This window comes from Stenotrophomonas sp. NPDC077461, assembly GCF_049545475.1.
Lineage (GTDB): Bacteria > Pseudomonadota > Gammaproteobacteria > Xanthomonadales > Xanthomonadaceae > Stenotrophomonas > Stenotrophomonas nematodicola.
The window spans coordinates 106,534-125,596 of the sequence record NZ_JBMWDO010000012.1; the positions used below are offsets into that span (position 1 = coordinate 106,534).

Annotated in this window: 15 protein-coding genes; 4 read left to right on the top strand and 11 right to left on the bottom strand. The window is 68.4% G+C overall.

All coding sequences use genetic code 11. The features are described 5' to 3' along the window. Positions 1 to 54: 54 nt before the first annotated feature. The 3 genes from ACPEH8_RS17810 to ACPEH8_RS17820 are packed head-to-tail and all read right to left on the bottom strand — an operon-like array spanning position 55 to position 2,932. On the bottom strand, positions 55 to 987 hold the full coding sequence (locus ACPEH8_RS17810) for an alpha/beta hydrolase (protein ID WP_017355198.1): 933 nt from the start codon (positions 985 to 987) through the stop codon (positions 55 to 57). Continuing rightward, positions 984 to 1,877 carry an alpha/beta fold hydrolase gene (locus tag ACPEH8_RS17815; RefSeq protein ID WP_017355197.1) on the bottom strand — a complete coding sequence of 298 codons (894 nt, stop codon included), beginning with the start codon at positions 1,875 to 1,877 and terminating at the stop codon, positions 984 to 986. The genes ACPEH8_RS17810 and ACPEH8_RS17815 overlap by 4 nt, the downstream gene beginning before the upstream one ends. Continuing rightward, positions 1,877 to 2,932, bottom strand: coding sequence for a sugar phosphate isomerase/epimerase family protein (locus tag ACPEH8_RS17820; protein ID WP_313159743.1), 1,056 nt, complete (start codon positions 2,930 to 2,932; stop codon positions 1,877 to 1,879). Before ACPEH8_RS17820 ends, ACPEH8_RS17815 begins: the two co-directional genes overlap by 1 nt. Positions 2,933 to 3,044: 112 nt before the next feature. Between ACPEH8_RS17820 and ACPEH8_RS17825 the strand changes: the two genes are divergently transcribed. After that, positions 3,045 to 3,641, top strand: a complete 597-nt coding sequence (locus tag ACPEH8_RS17825) for a TetR/AcrR family transcriptional regulator (RefSeq protein WP_136006780.1) — start codon at positions 3,045 to 3,047, stop codon at positions 3,639 to 3,641. A gap of 15 nt (positions 3,642 to 3,656) precedes the next feature. Here ACPEH8_RS17825 and ACPEH8_RS17830 read toward each other — a convergent pair whose 3' ends face one another. Genes ACPEH8_RS17830 through ACPEH8_RS17855 form a run of 6 tightly spaced genes read right to left on the bottom strand, consistent with a single transcriptional unit; the run spans position 3,657 to position 12,526 of the window. Then, positions 3,657 to 4,760 (bottom strand): sugar kinase, encoded by a 1,104-nt coding sequence (locus ACPEH8_RS17830; protein WP_423667690.1) that lies wholly within the window; start codon positions 4,758 to 4,760, stop codon positions 3,657 to 3,659. After that, complete coding sequence (locus ACPEH8_RS17835; protein WP_017356894.1) at positions 4,757 to 5,938, bottom strand: GDSL-type esterase/lipase family protein; 1,182 nt, start codon at positions 5,936 to 5,938, stop codon at positions 4,757 to 4,759. Before ACPEH8_RS17835 ends, ACPEH8_RS17830 begins: the two co-directional genes overlap by 4 nt. A 35-nt stretch (positions 5,939 to 5,973) precedes the next feature. Beyond that, positions 5,974 to 6,729, bottom strand: a complete 756-nt coding sequence (locus ACPEH8_RS17840; protein WP_017356893.1) for an SDR family NAD(P)-dependent oxidoreductase — start codon at positions 6,727 to 6,729, stop codon at positions 5,974 to 5,976. 45 nt (positions 6,730 to 6,774) lie between these two features. Then, on the bottom strand, positions 6,775 to 8,067 hold the full coding sequence (locus ACPEH8_RS17845; protein ID WP_423667693.1) for an MFS transporter: 1,293 nt from the start codon (positions 8,065 to 8,067) through the stop codon (positions 6,775 to 6,777). Then, complete coding sequence (locus tag ACPEH8_RS17850; RefSeq protein ID WP_423667696.1) at positions 8,064 to 10,304, bottom strand: oligoalginate lyase; 2,241 nt, start codon at positions 10,302 to 10,304, stop codon at positions 8,064 to 8,066. Before ACPEH8_RS17850 ends, ACPEH8_RS17845 begins: the two co-directional genes overlap by 4 nt. After that, positions 10,301 to 12,526: a polysaccharide lyase 6 family protein gene (locus ACPEH8_RS17855; protein ID WP_423667699.1), complete on the bottom strand. Its 2,226-nt coding sequence runs from the start codon at positions 12,524 to 12,526 to the stop codon at positions 10,301 to 10,303. Before ACPEH8_RS17855 ends, ACPEH8_RS17850 begins: the two co-directional genes overlap by 4 nt. A gap of 281 nt (positions 12,527 to 12,807) precedes the next feature. On the opposite strand from ACPEH8_RS17855, the gene ACPEH8_RS17860 reads away from it, so the two are divergent. Together ACPEH8_RS17860 and ACPEH8_RS17865 are read left to right on the top strand one after the other, a co-directional pair. After that, positions 12,808 to 15,699 (top strand): TonB-dependent receptor, encoded by a 2,892-nt coding sequence (locus ACPEH8_RS17860; RefSeq protein ID WP_153165414.1) that lies wholly within the window; start codon positions 12,808 to 12,810, stop codon positions 15,697 to 15,699. Between the two features lie 90 nt (positions 15,700 to 15,789). Beyond that, the gene (locus ACPEH8_RS17865; RefSeq protein WP_136006792.1) at positions 15,790 to 16,533 is read left to right on the top strand and encodes a FadR/GntR family transcriptional regulator; all 744 of its coding nucleotides are present in this window, start codon (positions 15,790 to 15,792) and stop codon (positions 16,531 to 16,533) included. A gap of 21 nt (positions 16,534 to 16,554) precedes the next feature. On the opposite strand, the gene ACPEH8_RS17870 is transcribed toward ACPEH8_RS17865, so the two are convergent. After that, entirely contained in the window at positions 16,555 to 16,944 is a 390-nt protein-coding gene (locus tag ACPEH8_RS17870; protein ID WP_017357038.1) for a DUF6165 family protein, read from the bottom strand. Between the two features lie 174 nt (positions 16,945 to 17,118). Here ACPEH8_RS17870 and ACPEH8_RS17875 point away from each other — a divergent pair, with 174 nt between their 5' ends. Next, complete coding sequence (locus ACPEH8_RS17875; RefSeq protein WP_423667702.1) at positions 17,119 to 17,823, top strand: TorF family putative porin; 705 nt, start codon at positions 17,119 to 17,121, stop codon at positions 17,821 to 17,823. A gap of 46 nt (positions 17,824 to 17,869) precedes the next feature. On the opposite strand, the gene ACPEH8_RS17880 is transcribed toward ACPEH8_RS17875, so the two are convergent. Next, positions 17,870 to 19,045: an MFS transporter gene (locus ACPEH8_RS17880; RefSeq protein ID WP_017357040.1), complete on the bottom strand. Its 1,176-nt coding sequence runs from the start codon at positions 19,043 to 19,045 to the stop codon at positions 17,870 to 17,872. Positions 19,046 to 19,063: the final 18 nt, after the last annotated feature.

Below are 19,063 nucleotides of genomic sequence, written 5' to 3' on the forward strand. Positions count from 1 at the left end.
CGGGCCTTTTTCGTAGGCGCTACCACCACGCCTGTGCGCACGCCGCAGGACCGCCTACATCACCTCGGCCAGCAGGGCCGCACTGCGGTCCAGCAGGATGCGCGATGCCGGTGCGGCGCCCAGCAGGTGCAGGCACGCATGCACCATGCCCGGCAACCGCTCGCACCGTACCGGTACCCCGGCCAGCTGCAGGCGGCGCGCGTAGTGCTCGCCCTCATCGCGCAGCGGGTCGTGGTCGCAGACCAGGATGCTGGCGGCGGGCAGCCCGGTCAGGTCCTGCGCGCGTGCAGGCACCGCGTACGGGCTGGCCAGGCTGTGGGCGCCCACATAGGCCTCCCAGCAGCGCTGCATCAGTGCGGTGGTGAGAAAGTGGCCTTCGCCGTAGCGGCGGTGGCTGTCGGTGTCCACCGCCGTATCCAGTGCCGGGTACAGCAGCAGCTGGTGATGGATGGGCGGGCCGCCGCGGTCGCGCGCCAGCAGCGCCACGCCGGCGGCGAGGTTGCCGCCGGCGCTGTCACCGCCGACCAGCAGGCGGGAAGGATCGACATCTAGGGCGGCGGCGGTGCGGTGGCTCCAGTCCAGCACCGCATACACGTCTTCCAGCGGCACCGGGAAGGGGTGCTCCGGTGCCAACCGGTAGGCCATCGCGATCACCACGCAGCCGCTCGCATTGGCCAAGGCACGGCACGGGTTGTCGTACACCGCCAGCGAGCCCTGGAACCAGCCACCGCCATGCGCGAACACCAGGCCTGGCCGCGCGTGGCCAGGCCTGTGTCCGGCGGGCCAGTACACCCGTACGCCGATGGCGTGGCCATCGGTGGCGGCCACGAGGACGTCGCGGACTGCCGCGACGTCCTCGAGTGGGCCCTGCAGTGCCGGCAGTGCCGTCTCGCTGGCCGCGCGGAGGTCCAGCAGCGATGCCTCGGCCACTGCCGACGGCGGTGGCAGTGCAGCCAGGAAGCGCGCGATATCCGGGTCCAGGCTCATGCCTGGCACGCCGGCAGCAGGAACGGCAGCAGCTGGGCCAGGAAGGCCTCGGGCGCTTCTTCCATGACGAAGTGGCCGCAGTCGGCAATCATCGCCCCGCGCAGGTCCCTGGCATGGGCGCGCATGGTGTCCATCGGCATGTCGGCGGTGGCGTGTTCGGCCCCGATCGCCAGGACCGGCATCGCCAGCGGGGTGAGCGCACGTTGACGGTTCTGGCGGATCGTTTCGGGAATGGCACGGTAGTAGCCGAAGCCACCGCTGAGCCCGCCCGGTGCCGAGTACGCGCGGATGTACACCTCGCAGGCCACCGCTTCGCGGCGATGCGCCCAGCGGTCGAACATGAAGGTCAGGTACGCACGCTCGCGGCCGGCGATCAGCGCCTCGGGCAGGTCGCGTACCTGGTTGAACATGAAGTGCCACAGGAAGATGTTGTCTTCCGGTGCCACGAACACCGGCGGCGCCTCGGCCAGGCCGGGAATCACCGCTTCGGTGATCGCCAGCCGCTGCACGGCGTCGGGCTGGTCGCTGGCCAGCGCATAGGCCACCCACATGCCGACATCGTGGCCCACCACCTGGTAGCGCGCGTGGCCAAGCTGCTGCATCAGCACGTGCAGGGTGGCGGCGGTGGCGCCGGTGTCGTAGCCGTGCGCCGGCGTGTCCGAATCGCCGGTGCCAGGCGGGTCCACGGCAATCGCCTGGAACCCTTGTGCGGCGAGCGCCTGCATGATGTGCCGCCAGGCATACCAGGTCTGCGGCCAGCCGGGGATCAGCAGCACCGGCCGCCCCTGGCCGAGGATCGCGCAGTGCACGCTGCGCCCCTCGATGCGGACATGGCGGTGCACCACGCCGTCCAGCGCGGCGGAGGTGGAATGGTCGTGTACGGTCTTCATCAGTGGATCCCCAGCATGCCGTGGATCTGCGCACGGCTGACCGGGGCACCGGCGAAGTCGTCGAAGATGCGATCGGTGACCTTGATGATGTGTGCATTGATGAACGCCACGCCCTCGCGCGCGCCGTCCTCCTGGTTTTTCAGGCAGCACTCCCATTCCAGCGTGGCCCAGCCGTCGTAGTCGTACTGGGCCAGCTTGGAGAAGATGCCCTTGAAGTCCACCTGGCCGTCGCCGAGGGAGCGGAAACGTCCGGCGCGTTCGGTCCAGCCGCTGTAGCCGCCGTAGATGCCCTGGCGCCCGCTCGGATTGAATTCGGCATCCTTGATGTGGACCATGCCGATGAAATCGCGGTAGATGTCCAGGAAGCTCAGGTAGTCCAGCTGCTGCAGGACGAAGTGGCTGGGATCGAACAGGATACGGCAGCGACGGTGCATGCCCACGGCGGCATGGAAGCGCTCGAAGCTGGTGCCGTCGTGCAGGTCTTCGCTGGGATGGATCTCGTAGCAGAGGTCGATGCCGTGCGCGTCGCAGACATCCAGGATCGGCAACCAGCGCCGCGCCAGTTCCTCGAACGCGGCATCGATGAGCCCTTCCGGCCGCTGCGGGAACGGGAACAGGTACGGCCAGGCGAAGGCGCCGGAGAAGGTGCCCATCCGGTCCAGGCCCAGCCGCTGCGAGGCTTTCGCGGCCAGTTTGAGCCGTTCCACCGCCCACGCGGTGCGTGCGGCCGGGTCGCCGTGCAGGGCGGCCGGCGCGAAGCTGTCGCAGAGCGCGTCATAGGCAGGGTGCACCGCCATCAGCTGGCCGAAGATGTGGGTGGTGAGTTCGCTGATCACCAGCCCGTGGCTGGCCAGCATCGCGATCAGGTCGTCGCAGTACTGCTGGCTGTGCGCGGCCTGTTCCACATCGAACAGACGTTCGTCCCACGCCGGAATCTGCAGGGCCTTGAAGCCCTGGCCGGCGGCCCACGCGGCGATGGAAGGCAGGTCATTGAAGGGAGCCTGATCGGCGCTGAACTGGGCCAGATGCAGGCTGGGGCCTTTAAGGGTACGCATGAAGGTGTTGCCTTATTATTTGTCGAGCGACAAAGAATAGGCCGCAGATTCGTTCCGGTCAACGCCCGGTTTGGATAGAATCGCCGCACCGCTTCAATCCGTAGTGATGCTCATGGCCGGCCGCCCCCGCGAATTCGACAAGGACCACGCCCTCAAGCAGGCGATGCTGCTGTTCTGGGAGCGCGGGTATGAGGGCACCTCGATGTCGGCGCTGGTGGAGGCGCTGGGCATCGCCTCGGCGCGTATCTATGCGGCCTTCGGCAGCAAGGAGCAGTTGTTCCGCGAGGCGGTGGCGCTTTACGAAGCGGGCGATGGCGGCTTTGCCGACCGGGCACTGCGCGAGCAGGCGGTGCGCCCGGCGATCGAGCGCATGCTGCACGATGCCGTGCTGACCTACACGCGGCGCGGCCGCGCGCAGGGCTGCCTGGTGGTGTCGGCGGCCACCAGCACGGCACCCGAGAACGAGGCGGTGATGGACTGGCTGGCCGAGCACCGCCGCCAGCGCACCGCGCAGATCATCACGCGCCTGCGGCAGGCGGCCAGCGCCGGCGAACTGCCCGACGGCAGCGACGTACAGGCGCTGGGTGACTACTACGCCACCGTACTGCACGGCATTTCCACCCAGGCACGCGATGGCGCCAGCCGCGCGCGCCTGCTGGCCGCCGTGAGCGTGGCGATGCAGGCGTTGCCGGTGCGGCCAACGGCCTGATGAACCCGGCGCGGCTCAGCGCCGCGCCGCCGCGCCGTCGCCGCGGGCCACCGCCTCCACTTCCTGCAGGCTGGCGCACGCGGTGTCACCCGGCGTGGACATGGCCAGTGCGCCATGCGCCGCGCCCAGGTCCACGGCGGCCTGTTCGCCCTTGCCGCTGAGCAGGGCGTGGACCACGCCGGCCACGAATGCATCGCCGCCGCCCACCCGGTCCAACAGGTCCACCTCGCGCGTGCGCGAGAGGAACAGCCGCTCGCGGGTGCGCAGCGCACCGGCCCAGCCGTGGCGCGCGGCCGTGGCGGCATCGCGCAGGGTGAACGCCACCGCCTGCAGATTCGGGAAGCGCGTCAGCGCCCGCAGCGCGGCGGCATCGGCCGGGCCCACGTCCATCGGTGTGGTCCGCTTGCCCAGGTCGTCCAGGTCCATGCCCAGGCACGCGGCAAAGGAATACTCGTCGCCCACCAGCAGGTCGCACTCGGCGGCGATCGCGCAGTTGGCATGGCGCGCCGCGTCCGGATCGGGATGGCTTTCCCACAGGCTGGCGCGGTAGTTGAGGTCGTAGGACACTGCTACCCCGTGCCGGCGCGCGGCCCGCACGGCGGTGATCGCGGTCTGCGCGCTGTGTTCGGAGAGGGCCGCGAAGATGCCGCCGGTATGCAGCCAACGTGCGCCATCGCGACCGAACATCGTCTCCCAGTCGATCTCGTGCGGCTGCAGCTGCGCGGCAGCCGAACCCGCGCGGTCGGATACCCCCAGCGGCGCGCGCACGCCGAAGCCGCGTTCGGTGAAGTTGAGCCCCATGCGCGTGTTGCGGCCGATGCCGTCGTAATCGCGCCAGAGGATCTGGCTGGCATCCACGCCACCGGCCTGGATCAACTGCCGGGCCAGTTCGCCCAGCTCGTTGCGCGGCAACGCGGTCAGGACCGCACTGCGATGGCCGAAGGTGCTGCACAGGCCGCGCGCCACGTTGTACTCGCCGCCGCCTTCCCACACGCTGAACTGGCGCGCGTTGCGCACGCGGCCTTCGCCCGGATCGAAGCGCAGCATCACCTCGCCCAGTGCCAGGGCATCCCAGCGCTGGCCGGTCGATGCCGCCACCGCGAACTGCTGCGCGCTCATCGTGCCTTGCACCCGAGCAGGCCCAGGTCGATGCCGGCAGCCATGCGCCGGTAGCCCTCGTCGTTGGGGTGCAGGTGATCGCGGGTGATGTCCTCGGGCAGGTTCTCCGGGGTGGACGGATCGCGCAGGACCGCATCGAAGTCGATCAGCGCGTCGTAGCCGCTGCGGCCGCCGCGCATCCAGGTGTTGAGCGTGGTGCGGGTCGCCGCCGACAGCGGTTCGTAGCGGTCCGAGCCGCCGAACGGGGTGATGGTGGCGGCGATCGCGCCGATGCCGTTGCCGTGCAGGCGCTCGGCGATCTGGCGGTAGCCCAGCACCATGTCCTCGGCGTTGCGGCCGGCCTTGGGCGGGGTGCCGCCATCGTGGCGGATGTCGTTGATGCCTTCGAACACGATCACCTTGCTCACGTTGGGCAGGGCGATCACATCGCGGTCCAGCCGCGCCAGCGCGCTGTGGCTGCGGCCGTGGTCCATGACCTTGTTGCCGCTGATGCCGGCGTTGACCACCACCACCTGGTCCGGGCAGGCCTGCTGCAGGCGGGTGGCCAGCAGTGCCGGCCAGTCGCCGTTGCTGCCGCGCGTGGCGGTGGCGCCTTCGGTGATCGAATCGCCCAGGGCGACCACCACCACCGGCCTGGTGGCGCGCTCGGCCAGCACCGCCGATACGACGTTCTGCCGGTAGGCGAGTTTGACCTTGTCGCCCACCTCGGCCTGGCGGCCGTCGGCGATGCGCAGCGCGGTGCGCCGCACCGCAGGCCGGGTCGGCTCGGGGAAGTACACGGTCAGCGATACATCGGCCAATGCCGGCACCGTCATCGCGACCGGGTCGCTGAGCAGGGCGGCGCCGACCGGCACCACCACCGCGTTGCGACCATTGAAGGTGACCAGCTTGGCCGGTGTGGCCGTGCCGGTGCGGTGAGCGGTGACGCCGCCGATGGTCAGCGGCGCATCGCCGAGTTCGTTGCTGATGCGGAAGCGCAGCGCCGTGGCGGAACTGGCCAGGCGCATGTCCTGGCGTACCGTCTGGTTGGCGAACTGTACGGGTGCGTCGGGCGTACCGTCCTTGCGGTCGGGTGCCGGTGAGGCGGTCCACGCCGGCACCCAGACCTGGGCATGGGCGGGCAGCGCAGCGGCGCTGGTGGCAAGTGCAATCGACAATGCAGTGATCCAGCGCAGCATGGCAGCCCTCCCAGGCGGTCAGCGGAACGTGTCTATCAGGAGAAGTAGGTGCCGCCGTTGACGTCGACGTTGGCGCCGGTGATGAAGCCGGCGGCGTCCGAGGCCAGGTACACGGCGGTATCGGCCGCTTCCTGCGGGCGACCCTGGCGGCGCAGCGGGGTGTTGCCGGCCACGGCGGTACGCACTTCCGGCTTGGTGAATTCGTCGTGGAAGCGGGTGGCGATCATGCCGCAGCACAGCGCGTTGACGCGGATGCCGCGGGGGCCGAGTTCCTTGGCCATCGCGCGGGTGAAGGTCATTACGGCTGCCTTGGCCGTGGCGTAGATCGACGCACCCGGACCACCGCCATCACGGCCGGCTTGCGACGCGAAGTTCACGATCGCGCCGCCCTCGGGCATGTGCGGCACCACGGCGTGGGTGGTGAGGAAGACCGAGCTCATGTTGAGGTCCATCACCTTGTGGAAGAACGCTTCGTCGATCTCGGCCAGCGGGCGGCGCTGCACCATGCCGCCGGCAACGTTGACCAGCACGTCGATGCGCTCGCCGAACGCGGCCTGGGTGGCCGCGACCATGCCGGCAACGGCGGCGGCGTCGGTAACGTCGGCGCGGTGCACGATCGCGGTGCCGCCAGCGGCCTGGATCTGCGCCAGGGTGTCCTGCGCGCTGGCTTCGTCGTTGGCGTAGTTGATGCAGACCTTGGCGCCGGCAGCGGCCAGCTTGAGCGAGATCTCGCGGCCGATGTCGCGGCCGCCACCGGTGACGATGGCCACCTTGTCGTTGAATTGGGTCATGGAAAAGCTCCAGTAGTGCGTTGGGGGAAAAGGAAGGGGTGGGGCTCAGCGCGGCGTGGCCGGCCCATCGAGTTTTTCGACGCGGCCGGTGACCAGCCACAGCGCCAGCAGCGAGGCCGGCACCAGCGCCGCCACCAGGATGAAAATGGGGGCATAGGACTGGTGGGTCATGGCCGGTACCAGCCAGGTGGTGATCAGCGTGCCGGCCACCGCGGCCATGCCGCCCAAGCCGGCCACCGAGCCGACGGACTTGCCGCTGAAGATGTCGCCCGGCAGGGTCTGGATGTTGCCGATGGCGATCTGGAAGCCGAACAGCACGAAGGCGATGGTCACCACGGCCCACACCGGGTCGGTGGCGAGCACGGCGCCGAGCAGCGCCGGCGCCATGATCGCGCCCCCCAGGGTGATGACCACTTTGCGCGCCTTGTCCACGCTCCAGCCGGCCCCGATCAGGCGCCCGGACAACCAGCCGCCGCCCAGGCTGCCGATCATCGCGCCCACGTAGGGCACCCAGGCGAAGATGCCGATCTGCTTGATGTCGAAGCCGAAGGTGTCGGCCAGGTAGATCGGCAGCCAGGATACGAACAGCCACCAGATCGGGTCCAGGAAGAACCGCGAGATCAGGATGCCCCAGGTCTGCCGATGGCCCAGCAGCTGACGCACGTTGGGTACGTACTCGGCCTTGGGCACGGCCGGCTGTTCGGTGGGGGCATCCAGGATCAGCGCCCGCTCGGCGGCGCTCACCCACGGGTGCTTGTCCGGGCCGGCGCGGTAGATGATCAGCCACGGCAGCAGCCAGATGAAGCCGATCGCGCCGATCAGGATGAAGGTGCCGCGCCAGCCCAGCCACAGGAACAGCACGGCGATCAGCGGTGCGGACACGATCGCGCCGATCGACGCGCCGGCATTGAACACGCCCTGCGCCAGCGCCCGCTCACGCGCCGGGAACCACTCGGCATTGGCCTTCACCGCGCCGGGCCATGCGCCGGCCTCGCTGATGCCGAGCAATGCACGCACCAGGCTGAAGGACAGGATCGAATGGGTCACCGAGTGCAGCGCGATGGAGATCGACCACACTGCGATGGACAGGGCGAAGCCCAGCCGGGTACCGATGATGTCGAACAGCCGCCCGAACACGAACTGCCCGGCCGCGTAGAACAGCATGAACACGGTGACCAGCAGCGCGTAGTCTTCCTTGGTCGCGCCGACGTCCTTGGAGATCTGCGGCCACATCACGGCCAGAGCGTTGCGGTCGATGTAGTTGATCACCGTGGCCACGGCGATCAGACCCACGATCAGCCAGCGGACGTAGGTACGGGCCTGCGTGGTGACCTTCATTTGCTGTCCTTGCCGGCAGCGGTGCCGGTGTCGAAGCGCTTCCAGCCGCCCTCCCAGCGCCAGCGCTGTCCGTCGCCGCTGACCTCATGGCTGCCGGCCTTGCCCGGTTCGTCGGCGATACCCAGCGCGATGCGCTGGCCGCCGGCCAGGTCGAGCACCAGCACGTCGGCATCCTTGCCGCGGTAGTGGGCGATACGGTCGATGCGGCTGTTGGCGCCGCGCACGGTTTCGGCGGTGCCGTCGTACCTGCCGTGCGGTTCCAGCACGCCGTAGAAGGTGGTGGCGGCCTGGCCGTCCACGCGCTGCAGCAGCATCGGTTCGCGGCGCAGGTTGAACGCGGGGTCGTTGGCGCCGCTCTCGCCGATCAGCGCACGCGAGGGCGCGGTGCTGGCGAAGCGGTAGGTGTAGAAGCGGCCGCCAAGCAGCCAGGTGAGGCTGCGCGCCTCGCTCGTGGGCTCGCTGGCCGCATCGATCCACACATGCTGGTAACCGTTGGCCTTGCCCAGCACCGGCCGCGCCGTCACTGCGGACTGGGTCTTGAACCCGACCTCCATGATGTGGCCATTGAAATGCAGCGGCAGGTCGTAGCGTGCCGCCTTGCTGCCGGTGACACGCAGCAGGTCCAGCACCACCGGTTCGCCCAGTGCCGGGTGCGACAGCAGCGCTTGTGTGCGGGTGAAGGCGACGCCGTCGTAGGCACCCACCATGCGCGCCGAGGCGATCTGCGTATCGTGGCCGGTGGCGAACAGCAGCGGCGTCGGTGCCAGCGCCTGGCCCTTCTTCCAGTCGCCGCCGAAATGGCTCTGCTCGTTCACCACCAGCGTGTTGTGGGCGATGGTCTGGCGTGCCCAACTGGTGTTCTCCGGCAGGTAGATGCCGCCGGACTTGGCCTCGATGTTGAGGAAGCGCGCCGCGCCGTAATCGGTGACCACGCGCTGGCCGTTGTCGTAGAACAGCCAGTTGAGCTTGTCGAAGTGGCCGTGGCCCATGCCCTGCTTGGTGTTCTTCATCACCAGCGCCTGGCCATCGGCACCGCCCATGCGCAGGATCGCCAGCGCGCCTTCAGTACCCTCCGGTCCGTCGCGCAGCAGGGTGGGGACGAAGTCGAACGGCGTGGCCTTGTCCTGCGCCAGCGCCTGGGCCACCTGCAGGCCCTCGGGCGAGAGCAGTACGCGCTTCTGTGCCTTGGCCACCGAGAGCAGGCGCGCATCGGCGGTCTGCGCGTAGGCGATGTCGATGCCGGCCACCAGTTCCTCGGTGTCCAGGCCCTTGTCCAGGATGGCGTCGTTGATCGGGAAGAAGTAGCCGCCGTAGCTGGTCTGCACCAGCGCATCCACTGCCTTCAGCAGCACCCCGTCGCGACGCTTGAAAATGCCCTGCTCCGGCGCGTTGCGCTCGATGGCGTTGGCGAACAGGATGAACGGCGCCAGCGCATAGCGCTGGTAGTAGGGGCCTTCTTCGTAATAGCCGTCCGGCGAGAACAGCTGGTCCACCTGTTTGAGGAAGCCGGCGCTGCCATCGCGCCGGCTGCCCTTCAGCGCCTTGTCCACGTAAGTGGGATCACGCAGCACATAGCCGGTCATGCCCACCGCGGCCACCGCCCAGGTGGCGTGGTTGTGGATCTTGTCGAAGTTCTCCGGCGTGCCGCTCAGGAAGTCGGCCATCGGCCGGAACACGTTGTTGTCGATGGTGGCGCGGTCGGCGGCGCTGAGGGTGTCGCGGATCGCGTCGTAGCCCTGCACCGCGCTGACCAGCCACACCGAATCGTTGAGGGTCTGCCAGAACAGCCGGCCGGGGATCTGGCCGCGTCCCTGCGGGTGCGCGCCCAGCCCGGGATAGAGCGCGGCGTAGCCCAGCAGCAGGTCGCGCGCGTAGTCGGCATAGGCCGTGTCGCCGGTCAGCCGGTACAGCGCCCCGGCAGCCTGGATGGCCTGGTAATTGCGCTTGTGCTGCTCATGGGTGTAGCCGCCGCCCTTGTCCTTGGGAGCGGGTACGTCGATGCCCGCCTTCATCATCGCGCGCACGCGCTGTTCGGCACGCTGCTGTTCCCGCGCGAACAGGGGGAAGCGCGCGCCGTCCTGGCGCATCTGTGTCCATTGGGCGGGCGTCACCAGCACCGGGGTGGTGGCATCGGCCGCCGGTTGCTGGGCGCGGGCCGGTGCGGCGTGCGCGGGGGGCAGCACCGCCGCACCAAGGGAAGCGGCCAGCAGCAACAACAGGGGCGTGGAACGCGTCATGGCAGGGTCTCGGCAGGAGTATCGGACTGCATTGCCGCCGTGGCGGTAAGCACGTTGTTGCGCACGCGCAGGCGGGGTTCGCCCACGCGGTGGCTGAAGCGCACGCGGCCGCTGTGCGCGAACTGGTTGTCCACCAGGGTGGCCTGCTGCACGCCATGCAGGCGCAGGCTGGTGTCGTCGGCCACGCCTACGGCCTGCAGCTGGTTGCCCTGCACACGCAGGGAGGGGCCGAAGGTGCTCTCGTCGGTGCCGCCGCGATACAGGTCCAGCAGCGGCCCGCCGATGCGGGTGAAGCGCGAATCGACGATGTCCACCTGTTCGGCGTTGTATGTGCCCAGGTCATCGGTTTCGGCGGCGGCGGCGATCACGCTGCCGCTGATGTCGTCCACCGTGGTGTTGCTGATGCCGATGCGCGCGGCGAGGCTGCCTTTGCCGGCATTGACCACATCGAACGCCTTGTTGGCGGTGAGCCCGTGGATGCGGCTGTCCTCGATCAGCAGGGTGTAGTTGAACGCCTGGCTGCCCGGAGCGATGCGGACCACCGCATTGCCGGCGGTGTCCGGGGCGAGTGCGCCGTCGATGTCCAGTCGCGACAGCTTCAGCGAGCCACCGGCACGGATCTCGAACAGGGAAGGGCGGGTGAACTGCAGGCGCGCCTGGCCGCGTGCCGGTCCGATCACGCTCAGCGGGTGGTTCACGCCCAGCACCTGGTCCACCCGGTACTGGCCGCGCTGCAGCTGCAGGCGGTCGCCCGGGGCGCTGGCCGCGATGGCGCGGGTAAGGGTGTCCTCGCCCGGCGCCACCTGGCGCAGGCTGCCGCTGTCCAGTGCGGTGGTGTCCAGCGCCTTCGGGTACCACGCCACCCCGACCTGGTCGCGGGCGATCGGTGCCAGGTCGCGCGGCGCACCGGCAGCGATGGGGTCCACCGGGTACTGCAGGCCGTTGGCCGCGCGCTGCAGGGTCACCTTGGCCGCGCTCACCCCGCCCGGGAAGCCGACCGAAACGGCGGGGCTCTGCACGTTGGCGCTGAAGGCGATGCCCGACAGGTCGCCTTGGCCGCGCAGCAGGGGCTGCTTGCCGTCTCCAATGAACAGGTTGGCCGTCATGCGGCTGTTGACCGGCATCGCGTTGCGCTCGTCATCCAGCCCGGCACCCAGGAACAGCTGGCGCACGTTGATGAAGCTGTTGCGCTCGATCACCGCATCGGCCACCTGCTCGTAGCGGTTCAGCGGCGCGTCGCGGGTGCCGGCCATCACTGCCAGCGCGGCGGCGAAGTTGTCGCCGGCCAGGTTTTCGAAATAGTTGTCGCGCACGATCTGGCCGCGGTTGATCACCCGCACGCCGCCGGTATGCGCCTTGTTGTTGCCCAGGAACACATTGCGCTCCACCACGTTGCCGTGGCCGTGGCGCAGCACCATCGAGCCGCGCGACGCGAAGAACACGTTGCCGCGGTACAGGTTGCCGCCGGACTTGTTGGAGACGATCTCCACCTCGCCGTCGCAGTGGTCGAACCAGTTGTTCTCCACCACCGTGTGCGAATCGGACTGCGAATCGTGGCTGGTGCCCACGCGCAGCGTTTCTCCGCCGTTGCTGCCCAGGTTGGGGCGCGGGCCGAACCAGTTGTGGTCGATGCGGTGGCGGTTGTCGAGGCCGCTGGTGGCGTTGCGCACCACCACGAGGGTGGTGCCGGCATTGGTCTTGCCCACCAGCTGGTTGTGATCGAAGCGGTTGTACTGGCCGTACATCCCCACCCAGTTGTCCGACTGATGACGGTCCGGCTTGTTGTAGCGGTCGATCACCACCCCGGTCACCCGGCTGTGGTTGGCCCACTCCTTCGACGAGGCGCGGAAGGAGACCACCTCGCCACCCGGCGCCCAGCCATCGCGGAACACCAGGTTGGACACCTCCAGGTACGCGCCGGCAAGCCGGAGCTGCGACTGGCCGCTGAGGATCACCTGGCCCGGCGTCTGTGCCGTCAATCTAATTGGTTGACCAATTTTGCCGGTTCCGCGCAGCAGCAGGTCAATATCACGCCAGACGCCGTTGGCCAGGATCACGGTATCACCCGGCTGCAGCCGGCCGGCCACCTGCGCATAGCCGGCCGCGTCGTGGACCAGATGATCTGCCGCGACCGCTGGCAGGGCGCCGAGCAGCAGGCCTGTGGCCAATGTCGCCGCAAGCGGGCGCAGCGCCCGTGGCGCATGCGAATGGTGCAAAGTCACAGGCTTACCCTCCCAGATCAACCGTGGCGTCCAACGCGAGTCCGGATCGTAACAGGTCTCGCGTGGCGCACGTCAACCACAATTGCATACCACTTTAGGTGCATGTGGTTGGCCTGTTGCGCATATTTCTGCTGCATCCGCACATTAAATGTCGCCAAAGTGGTCTGGGTGGATCACAGGGGTAGACTTTAGTACCAATTCATTGACATTGGTCCAGCAACCGTGAATTGTCCGGATCGAATCCGTGTAGTCGGACGATCCATCCTGGGAGGGAGATCACGATGTTGCATGACCGCCGTACGGCCTCGCCACGAGGCCTTCGCCACACCGCGCTGCATGGCGCACTGCTCTACGCCCTGTGCGCCACCGCGGCCCTGCCGCTGGCCCGCGCACAGGATGCCGATGCCCCGGCGACCCCGCCGGCGCAGGCCACCACCCTGGACCAGGTCCAGGTGACGGGCATCCGCGGCACGATCCAGACCTCGATCGACAAGAAGCGCGAGGAGACCGTGGTCTCCGATGTGCTGGCGGCCGAGGACATCGGCGACCTGCCCGCGCTGTCGATCGGTGAGGCCATCGAAACCATCACCGGCGCCTCCACGCACCGCGAGAAGGGCGGCGCGTCGGAAATTTCGATCCGCGGTCTGGGGCCGTTCCTCGGCTCGTCCACCTTCAATGGCCGCGAGGCGACCAACGGCAGCGGCGACCGCTCGGTGAACTTCAACCAGTTCCCGTCCGAACTGATCAACACCGTGGCCATCTACAAGACCCAGCGCGCCGACTTCGTCGAAGGCGGCGTGGCCGGTACGGTCAACATGGAAACGGTCAAACCGCTGGAGTACGGCAAGCGCACCTTCCAGGTGGATGGCCGCGGCACATGGCAGGAGTACGACGACCGGCTCAAGGACAAGGACGGTGTGGGCTGGCGCGGCACGGCCAGCTACATCGACCAGTTCGACATGGGCGCAGCGGGCAAGCTCGGCGTGTCCATCGGCGTGCAGGCGCTGGAAGGCAGCAACCCGGAAGAAATGCTCTCCAGCAGTTCCACCTGGGTGGCCTGCGATGGCCGCGAAGTGGTGGGCGCTACCCGCAACTGCACCCAGGTCAACGGCAACCAGGTGGCCAACGGCGTGCCGTACTACCTGGTGCCCGGCAGCCGCATCTACCGCCAGTTCATCGAGCACGACAAGCGCGACTCGCAGTTCGCCGCGCTGCAGTGGCGGCCCAACGATGCGGTCGAGGTGAACCTGGACTACCAGTTCTCCAAGCGCGACTACACCGAAGACCGCTCGGACCTGTCGCTGTCCTCGATGATGCGCAACCTCAACAACCGCGTGGTCAGTGACGACGGCGCGCTGCTGCACCACACCGGCAGCACCACGGTCGATTCCACCGGCAACTTCCTGGAGCGCAAAGAGGAGTACACCGGCGGCGGCCTCAACGTGATCTTCCGGCCGACCCCGGCGTGGACGCTCTCCACCGACCTGTCCTACTCCAACACGCGCCGCGACCAGATCGAACGCTCCACGCGCCTGCGTGCCGGCCGCACTGACGTCAACGGCAAGCCGGTGGGCGGCATCAAGAACACCCGCTATGTCGACTACACCTACGACTACAGCGGCGATGTGCCGAGCATCACCCTGGACCCGGCGTTCGATGTGAACAACCCGGACAACTTCACCGACTCGGCCCTGGTGCGTCGCCGCCAGCAGCATCGCGAACACACCATCCGCGCCGGCCGCTTCGATGCCGCGTTCACCCCGGAAAGCGGCTTCTTCACCGCTATCAAGGGGGGCCTGCGCCGCTCCGAGGCGACCTACACCGACTACACCGACACGGTGGACGTGACCACCACCAATGTCGCCGCGATCCGCGCCGCGAACCTCGCCTGCCGCCAGGACTTCCCGCAGGACGACTTCCTGGCCAATGCCAGCGGCAACACCATCGACCGCTGGGCCAGCTTCGACAGCCGCTGCCTGTTCAAGGCCTTCACCGGCCAGGACGACACCGGCCTCAGCGCGGACCTGCGCAACCCGGCCAACAACGATGTGACCGAGAAAACCAGCGCGCTGTACCTGATGGGCGACTACAGCGCCGAGTGGTTCGGCCTGCCGGTCACCGGCAACATCGGCGTGCGCGGGGTGCGTACCGAGGTGCGTTCGGTGGGACTGCGCAGCGGCCTGGACGTGGTCAACAACCCCGATGGCACCGTGACCCTGCAGCCCACCGGCGATTTCACCTCGCAGGTGCTCAAGTCCAGCAATACCGAGTGGCTGCCCAGCTTCAATGCCGCCTTCGAACTGCACCCGGACCTGCTGCTGCGCGTGGGTGCCTACCGGGCGATGTCGCGCCCGGACCTGGCCGCCGAAGGCTTCGGCCGCACGTTCAACCTGGGCGAGGTCGATGCCGAGTTCAGCAGCGTCGCCGACGCGCTGCGCAGCATCACCGCCACCGGCAACCCGCGCGCCACGCCGCTGATGTCGTGGAATGCCGACGTGTCGCTGGAGTGGTACGCCAATGCGGACACGATGGTGTCCACGGCGGTGTACTACAAGCAGTTCAACGGCGGCTCGATGCCAGTGATCGTCGATGAGACCTTCGACATCGACGGCCAGCGCGTGACCGTGCCGGTGGAACAGCTGGCCACCAGCGACCAGAAGAGCGATCTGTTCGGCGTGGAGTTCACCGCCTCGCACAGCTTCTCCTACCTGCCGGGCATCTTCTCCGGGCTGGGTGTGAAGGCCAGCTACAACTACGCCGATTCCAACTTCAGGACCGAAGACCTGCGGCTGGGCGAGTCCACCAACCCCGCCACCGGGGTGGTCACCCCGGGTATCGTCGAGCCGGCCAACATCTTCGGCCTGTCCAGGCATGTGGCATCGGCGCAGGTTTACTGGGGTCTGGGCAAGCTGGATCTGCAGGCGATCTACAAGTACCGCTCGGACTACTACCAGCAGTTCGTCGGCGACCCGTCGCAGAACCGCTACGTGCGGGACAATGGCGCGCTGGACTTCCGCGCCACCTACAAGGTGAACAAGCACCTGTCGGTATCGCTGTCGGCCAGCAACCTCACCGACGAGCCGCGGGTGTCGGATATGCCCATCCTCGGCAGCTTCCGCGAGTACACCACCTACGGGCGGCGCTATTATCTGGGGGTGCGCTACCGCTTCTGAGGTCAGTGGCGCGGTTCCAGGACCGCGCCGCTCTCTGAGGGCGCGGCCCGCGTGTCGGTCCCCAGCCACCTGTCAGCCAGGCCTTTGATGATGTCCGAACCCCGTCTGTACCAGTCCATTGCCGCCGAAATCGTCGCGCTGATCGAGAAAGGCGAATTCCCGCCGGGCTCGCGCCTGCCGGGCGAACGCGACCTGGCCGAACGCCTGGGCGTCAGCCGGGTGACCGTGCGCGAGGCGGAAATCGCGCTGGAAGCGCAGGGGCTGATCACCATCAAGACCGGCTCGGGCGTCTATGTGAAGGCCCGTCCGTCGCAGGCACCGGGCGCATTGCCGGATGTCTCGGCCTTCGACCTCACCGCCGCCCGCGCGGTGATCGAGGCCGAAGCGGCGGCGATGGCGGCCAGCCGCATCACCGATGAGGAACTGCAGGATCTGGCCGGCCTGATCGCCGCGATGGTCGACCCGGCTTCGGGCGAGGCCGCCGCCAGCGAGGCCGACCGGCAGTTCCACCTGTCCATCGCCCGCATCGCCGGCAACCCGGTGGTGGAGCATTGCGTGCAGTTGATCTGGCGGATGCGCAACGAGCTGCCGCGCGTCAAGCAGGTCTATGCCAACGTCTGCCACAACGACGACGACACCCGCGACGAAGAACACACCGCCATTCTCGACGCCCTGCGCCAGCGCGACCCGGCTGCGGCCCGGCTGGCCATGCGCAACCACTTCCAGCGGCTGTTCGAGTCGATGCTGGAAGCCACCGAGAACGAGGCGCTCGCCGAGATCCGGCGGCGTACCCAGCAGGATCGCGAACGCTTCATGGCCGCCACCGGGCTGTAAGCCCGGCAAGGGGCGGAGGGCTTATTCGCCCTGGTACTGCTTTTCCTCGACCAGCTGCGAGCCGGCGATGCGGTTGATCTCGTTCTTCACTTTGACGCGTTCACCATTGGTGCCGTAAACACCGCGCGCGAGCTGGATGAACACCGCATCGAAGTCCTGGGCCGCTTCCTTGTCGCGGAGCTGGTCCTGGATGTCCCACATGCGGGCATTGATCACTTTCAGCGCCGACTTCAGCGCCTCCAGGCCCGGCTGAGCGGCCAGCAGTTCCTGCCACAGCGGCAACAGCCCCTCCAGTTCCAGGCGCACGTTGGCGTTCTTGGCCGCATCGGTGATGCGCTCGGCCTTGATTTCCAGGATGGTGATCTTGTCGATCAGCTCGCCAATCGATACCGGGGTCAGGATCGCGTCCACGTGATTACTCGCAGCAGGTCGGAGCGGTCATGATACCGCGCGCTCCTCGCGCCATCCCGAAACAGAGGATTTACAGCGATTTTGCGCCGATCCGGCCGGTGCGCCATAGCGGCTTTACGGCCGCCCCGGGAACACTGCACGCCTCGACGGCGCCGCCGTCCCTGGAGTGGAAACGTGGTGGTTGAACAAGTGAAAGGGCGCCTGGTGCGCTGCTGCAGCGGCCTGCTGGTGGGCCTGGCGATGAGTGGTGCGGCGGCGGCCGCAGTGGAGGGCAACGCCAGCCTGACCTCCGATTACGTCTGGCGCGGCAGTTCGCAGAGCGATGGCGATCCGGCGGCGCAGGCCGGCGTGAAGCTGACCAGTTCGCGCGGCTGGTATGCCTCGGCCTGGGGCTCGGGCGTGTCGTTCCAGCCCGACAACGGTGCACGCAGCGAATTCGATCTGGTGGCCGGGTGGAGCGGTGCCGTGGCCAACGACTGGGCGGTGGACGTCAACCTGACCCGCTACCTGTACCCGTCGGCCAACGTGGACCTGGACTGGACCGAGCTCAACGGCACGCTGACCTGGCAGCAGCGCTACTGGCTGCAGGTGGGCGTATCGGACAACGCATTGGCCGGCGGCCACGGGGGCACGTATGCCCAGCTCGGCGCACGCCTGCCGCTGGGCGAGGCGTGGCGGCTTGAAGGTGCCATCGGCCACTATTGGCTCGACAGCGCACAGAGCGATGACTACCTGCATGGCCAGCTCAGCGCCGTCTGGCGCGTCCACGGCCCGTGGGAGCTGCGCCTGACCGCGCACGACACCGACCGCGCCGCCCAACGCCTGTTCCCCGGCAACGCCGGCTCCCGCGTCGAGTTCGCGCTGCAGACCACCTTCTGACACCAACAGGCAGCGCCGACCGTTGGTCGGCTGCTGCCCTCGGGTGCTACCCGCGCCCGCGGGCCATCGCCCATACCGCCATCGCCATCGCCGCCACACCGGCGCCGGTCACGCACACGCCGGTCCACCCGTATGCGCCGTATACCTGCGCCGACACCAGCGAGCCCACCGAACCGCCGATGAAGTACCCGGTCATGTAGCCCGCGTTGAGCCGGTTGCGCGCCTCCGGGCGCAACGCGAACACCACGTTCTGGTTGCTCACGTGCAGCAGCTGCGCCGCCAGGTCCAGCAGCAGCACGCCCACCACCAGCGCCACCAGCGACTGCGTCGAGAAGCCCAGCGGCAGCCACGACGCGGCCAGCAGCACCAGCGCCAGCGTCGTCGCCAGGGCCGCCTTGCCACGGTCGGCCATCCGGCCTGCCACGCCTGCCGCCAACGTACCCGCCGCGCCCACCAGGCCGAACAGCCCGATCGTCGCATCGCTGTAGTGGTACGGCGCACCCGCCAGCAGGAAGGCCAGTGGTGTCCAGAACATCGCGAACATCGCAAAGCTCAGCGCGCCGAGCAGTGTGCGCAGGCGGAACACCGGCTCCTCCACGAACAGCGTGCCGATCGAGCGCAGCAGCGCGCCATAGCCCAGGCCCGCGTGCTGATGGAAGCGCGGCAGCACGCGATACAGCACCCACGTGGTGAGCACCAGCGTGCCCGCCGCCATCCAGTACACCCAGCGCCAGTCGCCCAGCGACGACAGTGCGCCGGCCACCGTGCGTGCCAGCAGGATGCCCAGCAGCAGCCCGCTCATCACCGTGCCCACCACCCGGCCACGCTCTTCCGGCCGCGCCAGCGTTGCCGCGAACGGTACCAGCACCTGCGCCACCACCGAGAACAGGCCGGTGATCGCCGTACCCACCACCAGCCAGACGAACGTATGGCTCACTGCGCTCACCACCAGCCCGGCCGCCGACAACAGCGACATCACCACGATCAACCGCCGCCGCTCGAACATGTCGCCCAGCGGCACCAGCAGCACCACGCCCAGGCCATAGCTCAACTGCGCGGCCGTCACCAGCATCCCGGCGCGCCCGAACGACACCCCGAACTCACTGGCGATGGTGTGCAGCAGTGGCTGGGCGTAGTAGTTGCTGGCCACCGCCACGCCCGTGGCAAAGGCCATCAGCAGCACCTGCCAGCGGCTCAGGGGGGTGTGGACATCGGCGGTCATGCGGCTTCCAGACTTCAG

Coding starts and splice junctions, on each gene's coding strand:
- ACPEH8_RS17845 (WP_423667693.1), bottom strand. CDS start 8,067: ATGAAGGTCACCACGCAGGCCCGTACCTACGTCCGCTGGCTGATCGTG.
- ACPEH8_RS17830 (WP_423667690.1), bottom strand. CDS start 4,760: ATGAGCGCGCAGCAGTTCGCGGTGGCGGCATCGACCGGCCAGCGCTGG.
- ACPEH8_RS17835 (WP_017356894.1), bottom strand. CDS start 5,938: ATGCTGCGCTGGATCACTGCATTGTCGATTGCACTTGCCACCAGCGCC.
- ACPEH8_RS17880 (WP_017357040.1), bottom strand. CDS start 19,045: ATGACCGCCGATGTCCACACCCCCCTGAGCCGCTGGCAGGTGCTGCTG.
- ACPEH8_RS17850 (WP_423667696.1), bottom strand. CDS start 10,304: ATGACGCGTTCCACGCCCCTGTTGTTGCTGCTGGCCGCTTCCCTTGGT.
- ACPEH8_RS17860 (WP_153165414.1), top strand. CDS start 12,808: ATGTTGCATGACCGCCGTACGGCCTCGCCACGAGGCCTTCGCCACACC.
- ACPEH8_RS17820 (WP_313159743.1), bottom strand. CDS start 2,932: ATGCGTACCCTTAAAGGCCCCAGCCTGCATCTGGCCCAGTTCAGCGCC.
- ACPEH8_RS17865 (WP_136006792.1), top strand. CDS start 15,790: ATGTCCGAACCCCGTCTGTACCAGTCCATTGCCGCCGAAATCGTCGCG.
- ACPEH8_RS17810 (WP_017355198.1), bottom strand. CDS start 987: ATGAGCCTGGACCCGGATATCGCGCGCTTCCTGGCTGCACTGCCACCG.
- ACPEH8_RS17825 (WP_136006780.1), top strand. CDS start 3,045: ATGGCCGGCCGCCCCCGCGAATTCGACAAGGACCACGCCCTCAAGCAG.
- ACPEH8_RS17815 (WP_017355197.1), bottom strand. CDS start 1,877: ATGAAGACCGTACACGACCATTCCACCTCCGCCGCGCTGGACGGCGTG.
- ACPEH8_RS17840 (WP_017356893.1), bottom strand. CDS start 6,729: ATGACCCAATTCAACGACAAGGTGGCCATCGTCACCGGTGGCGGCCGC.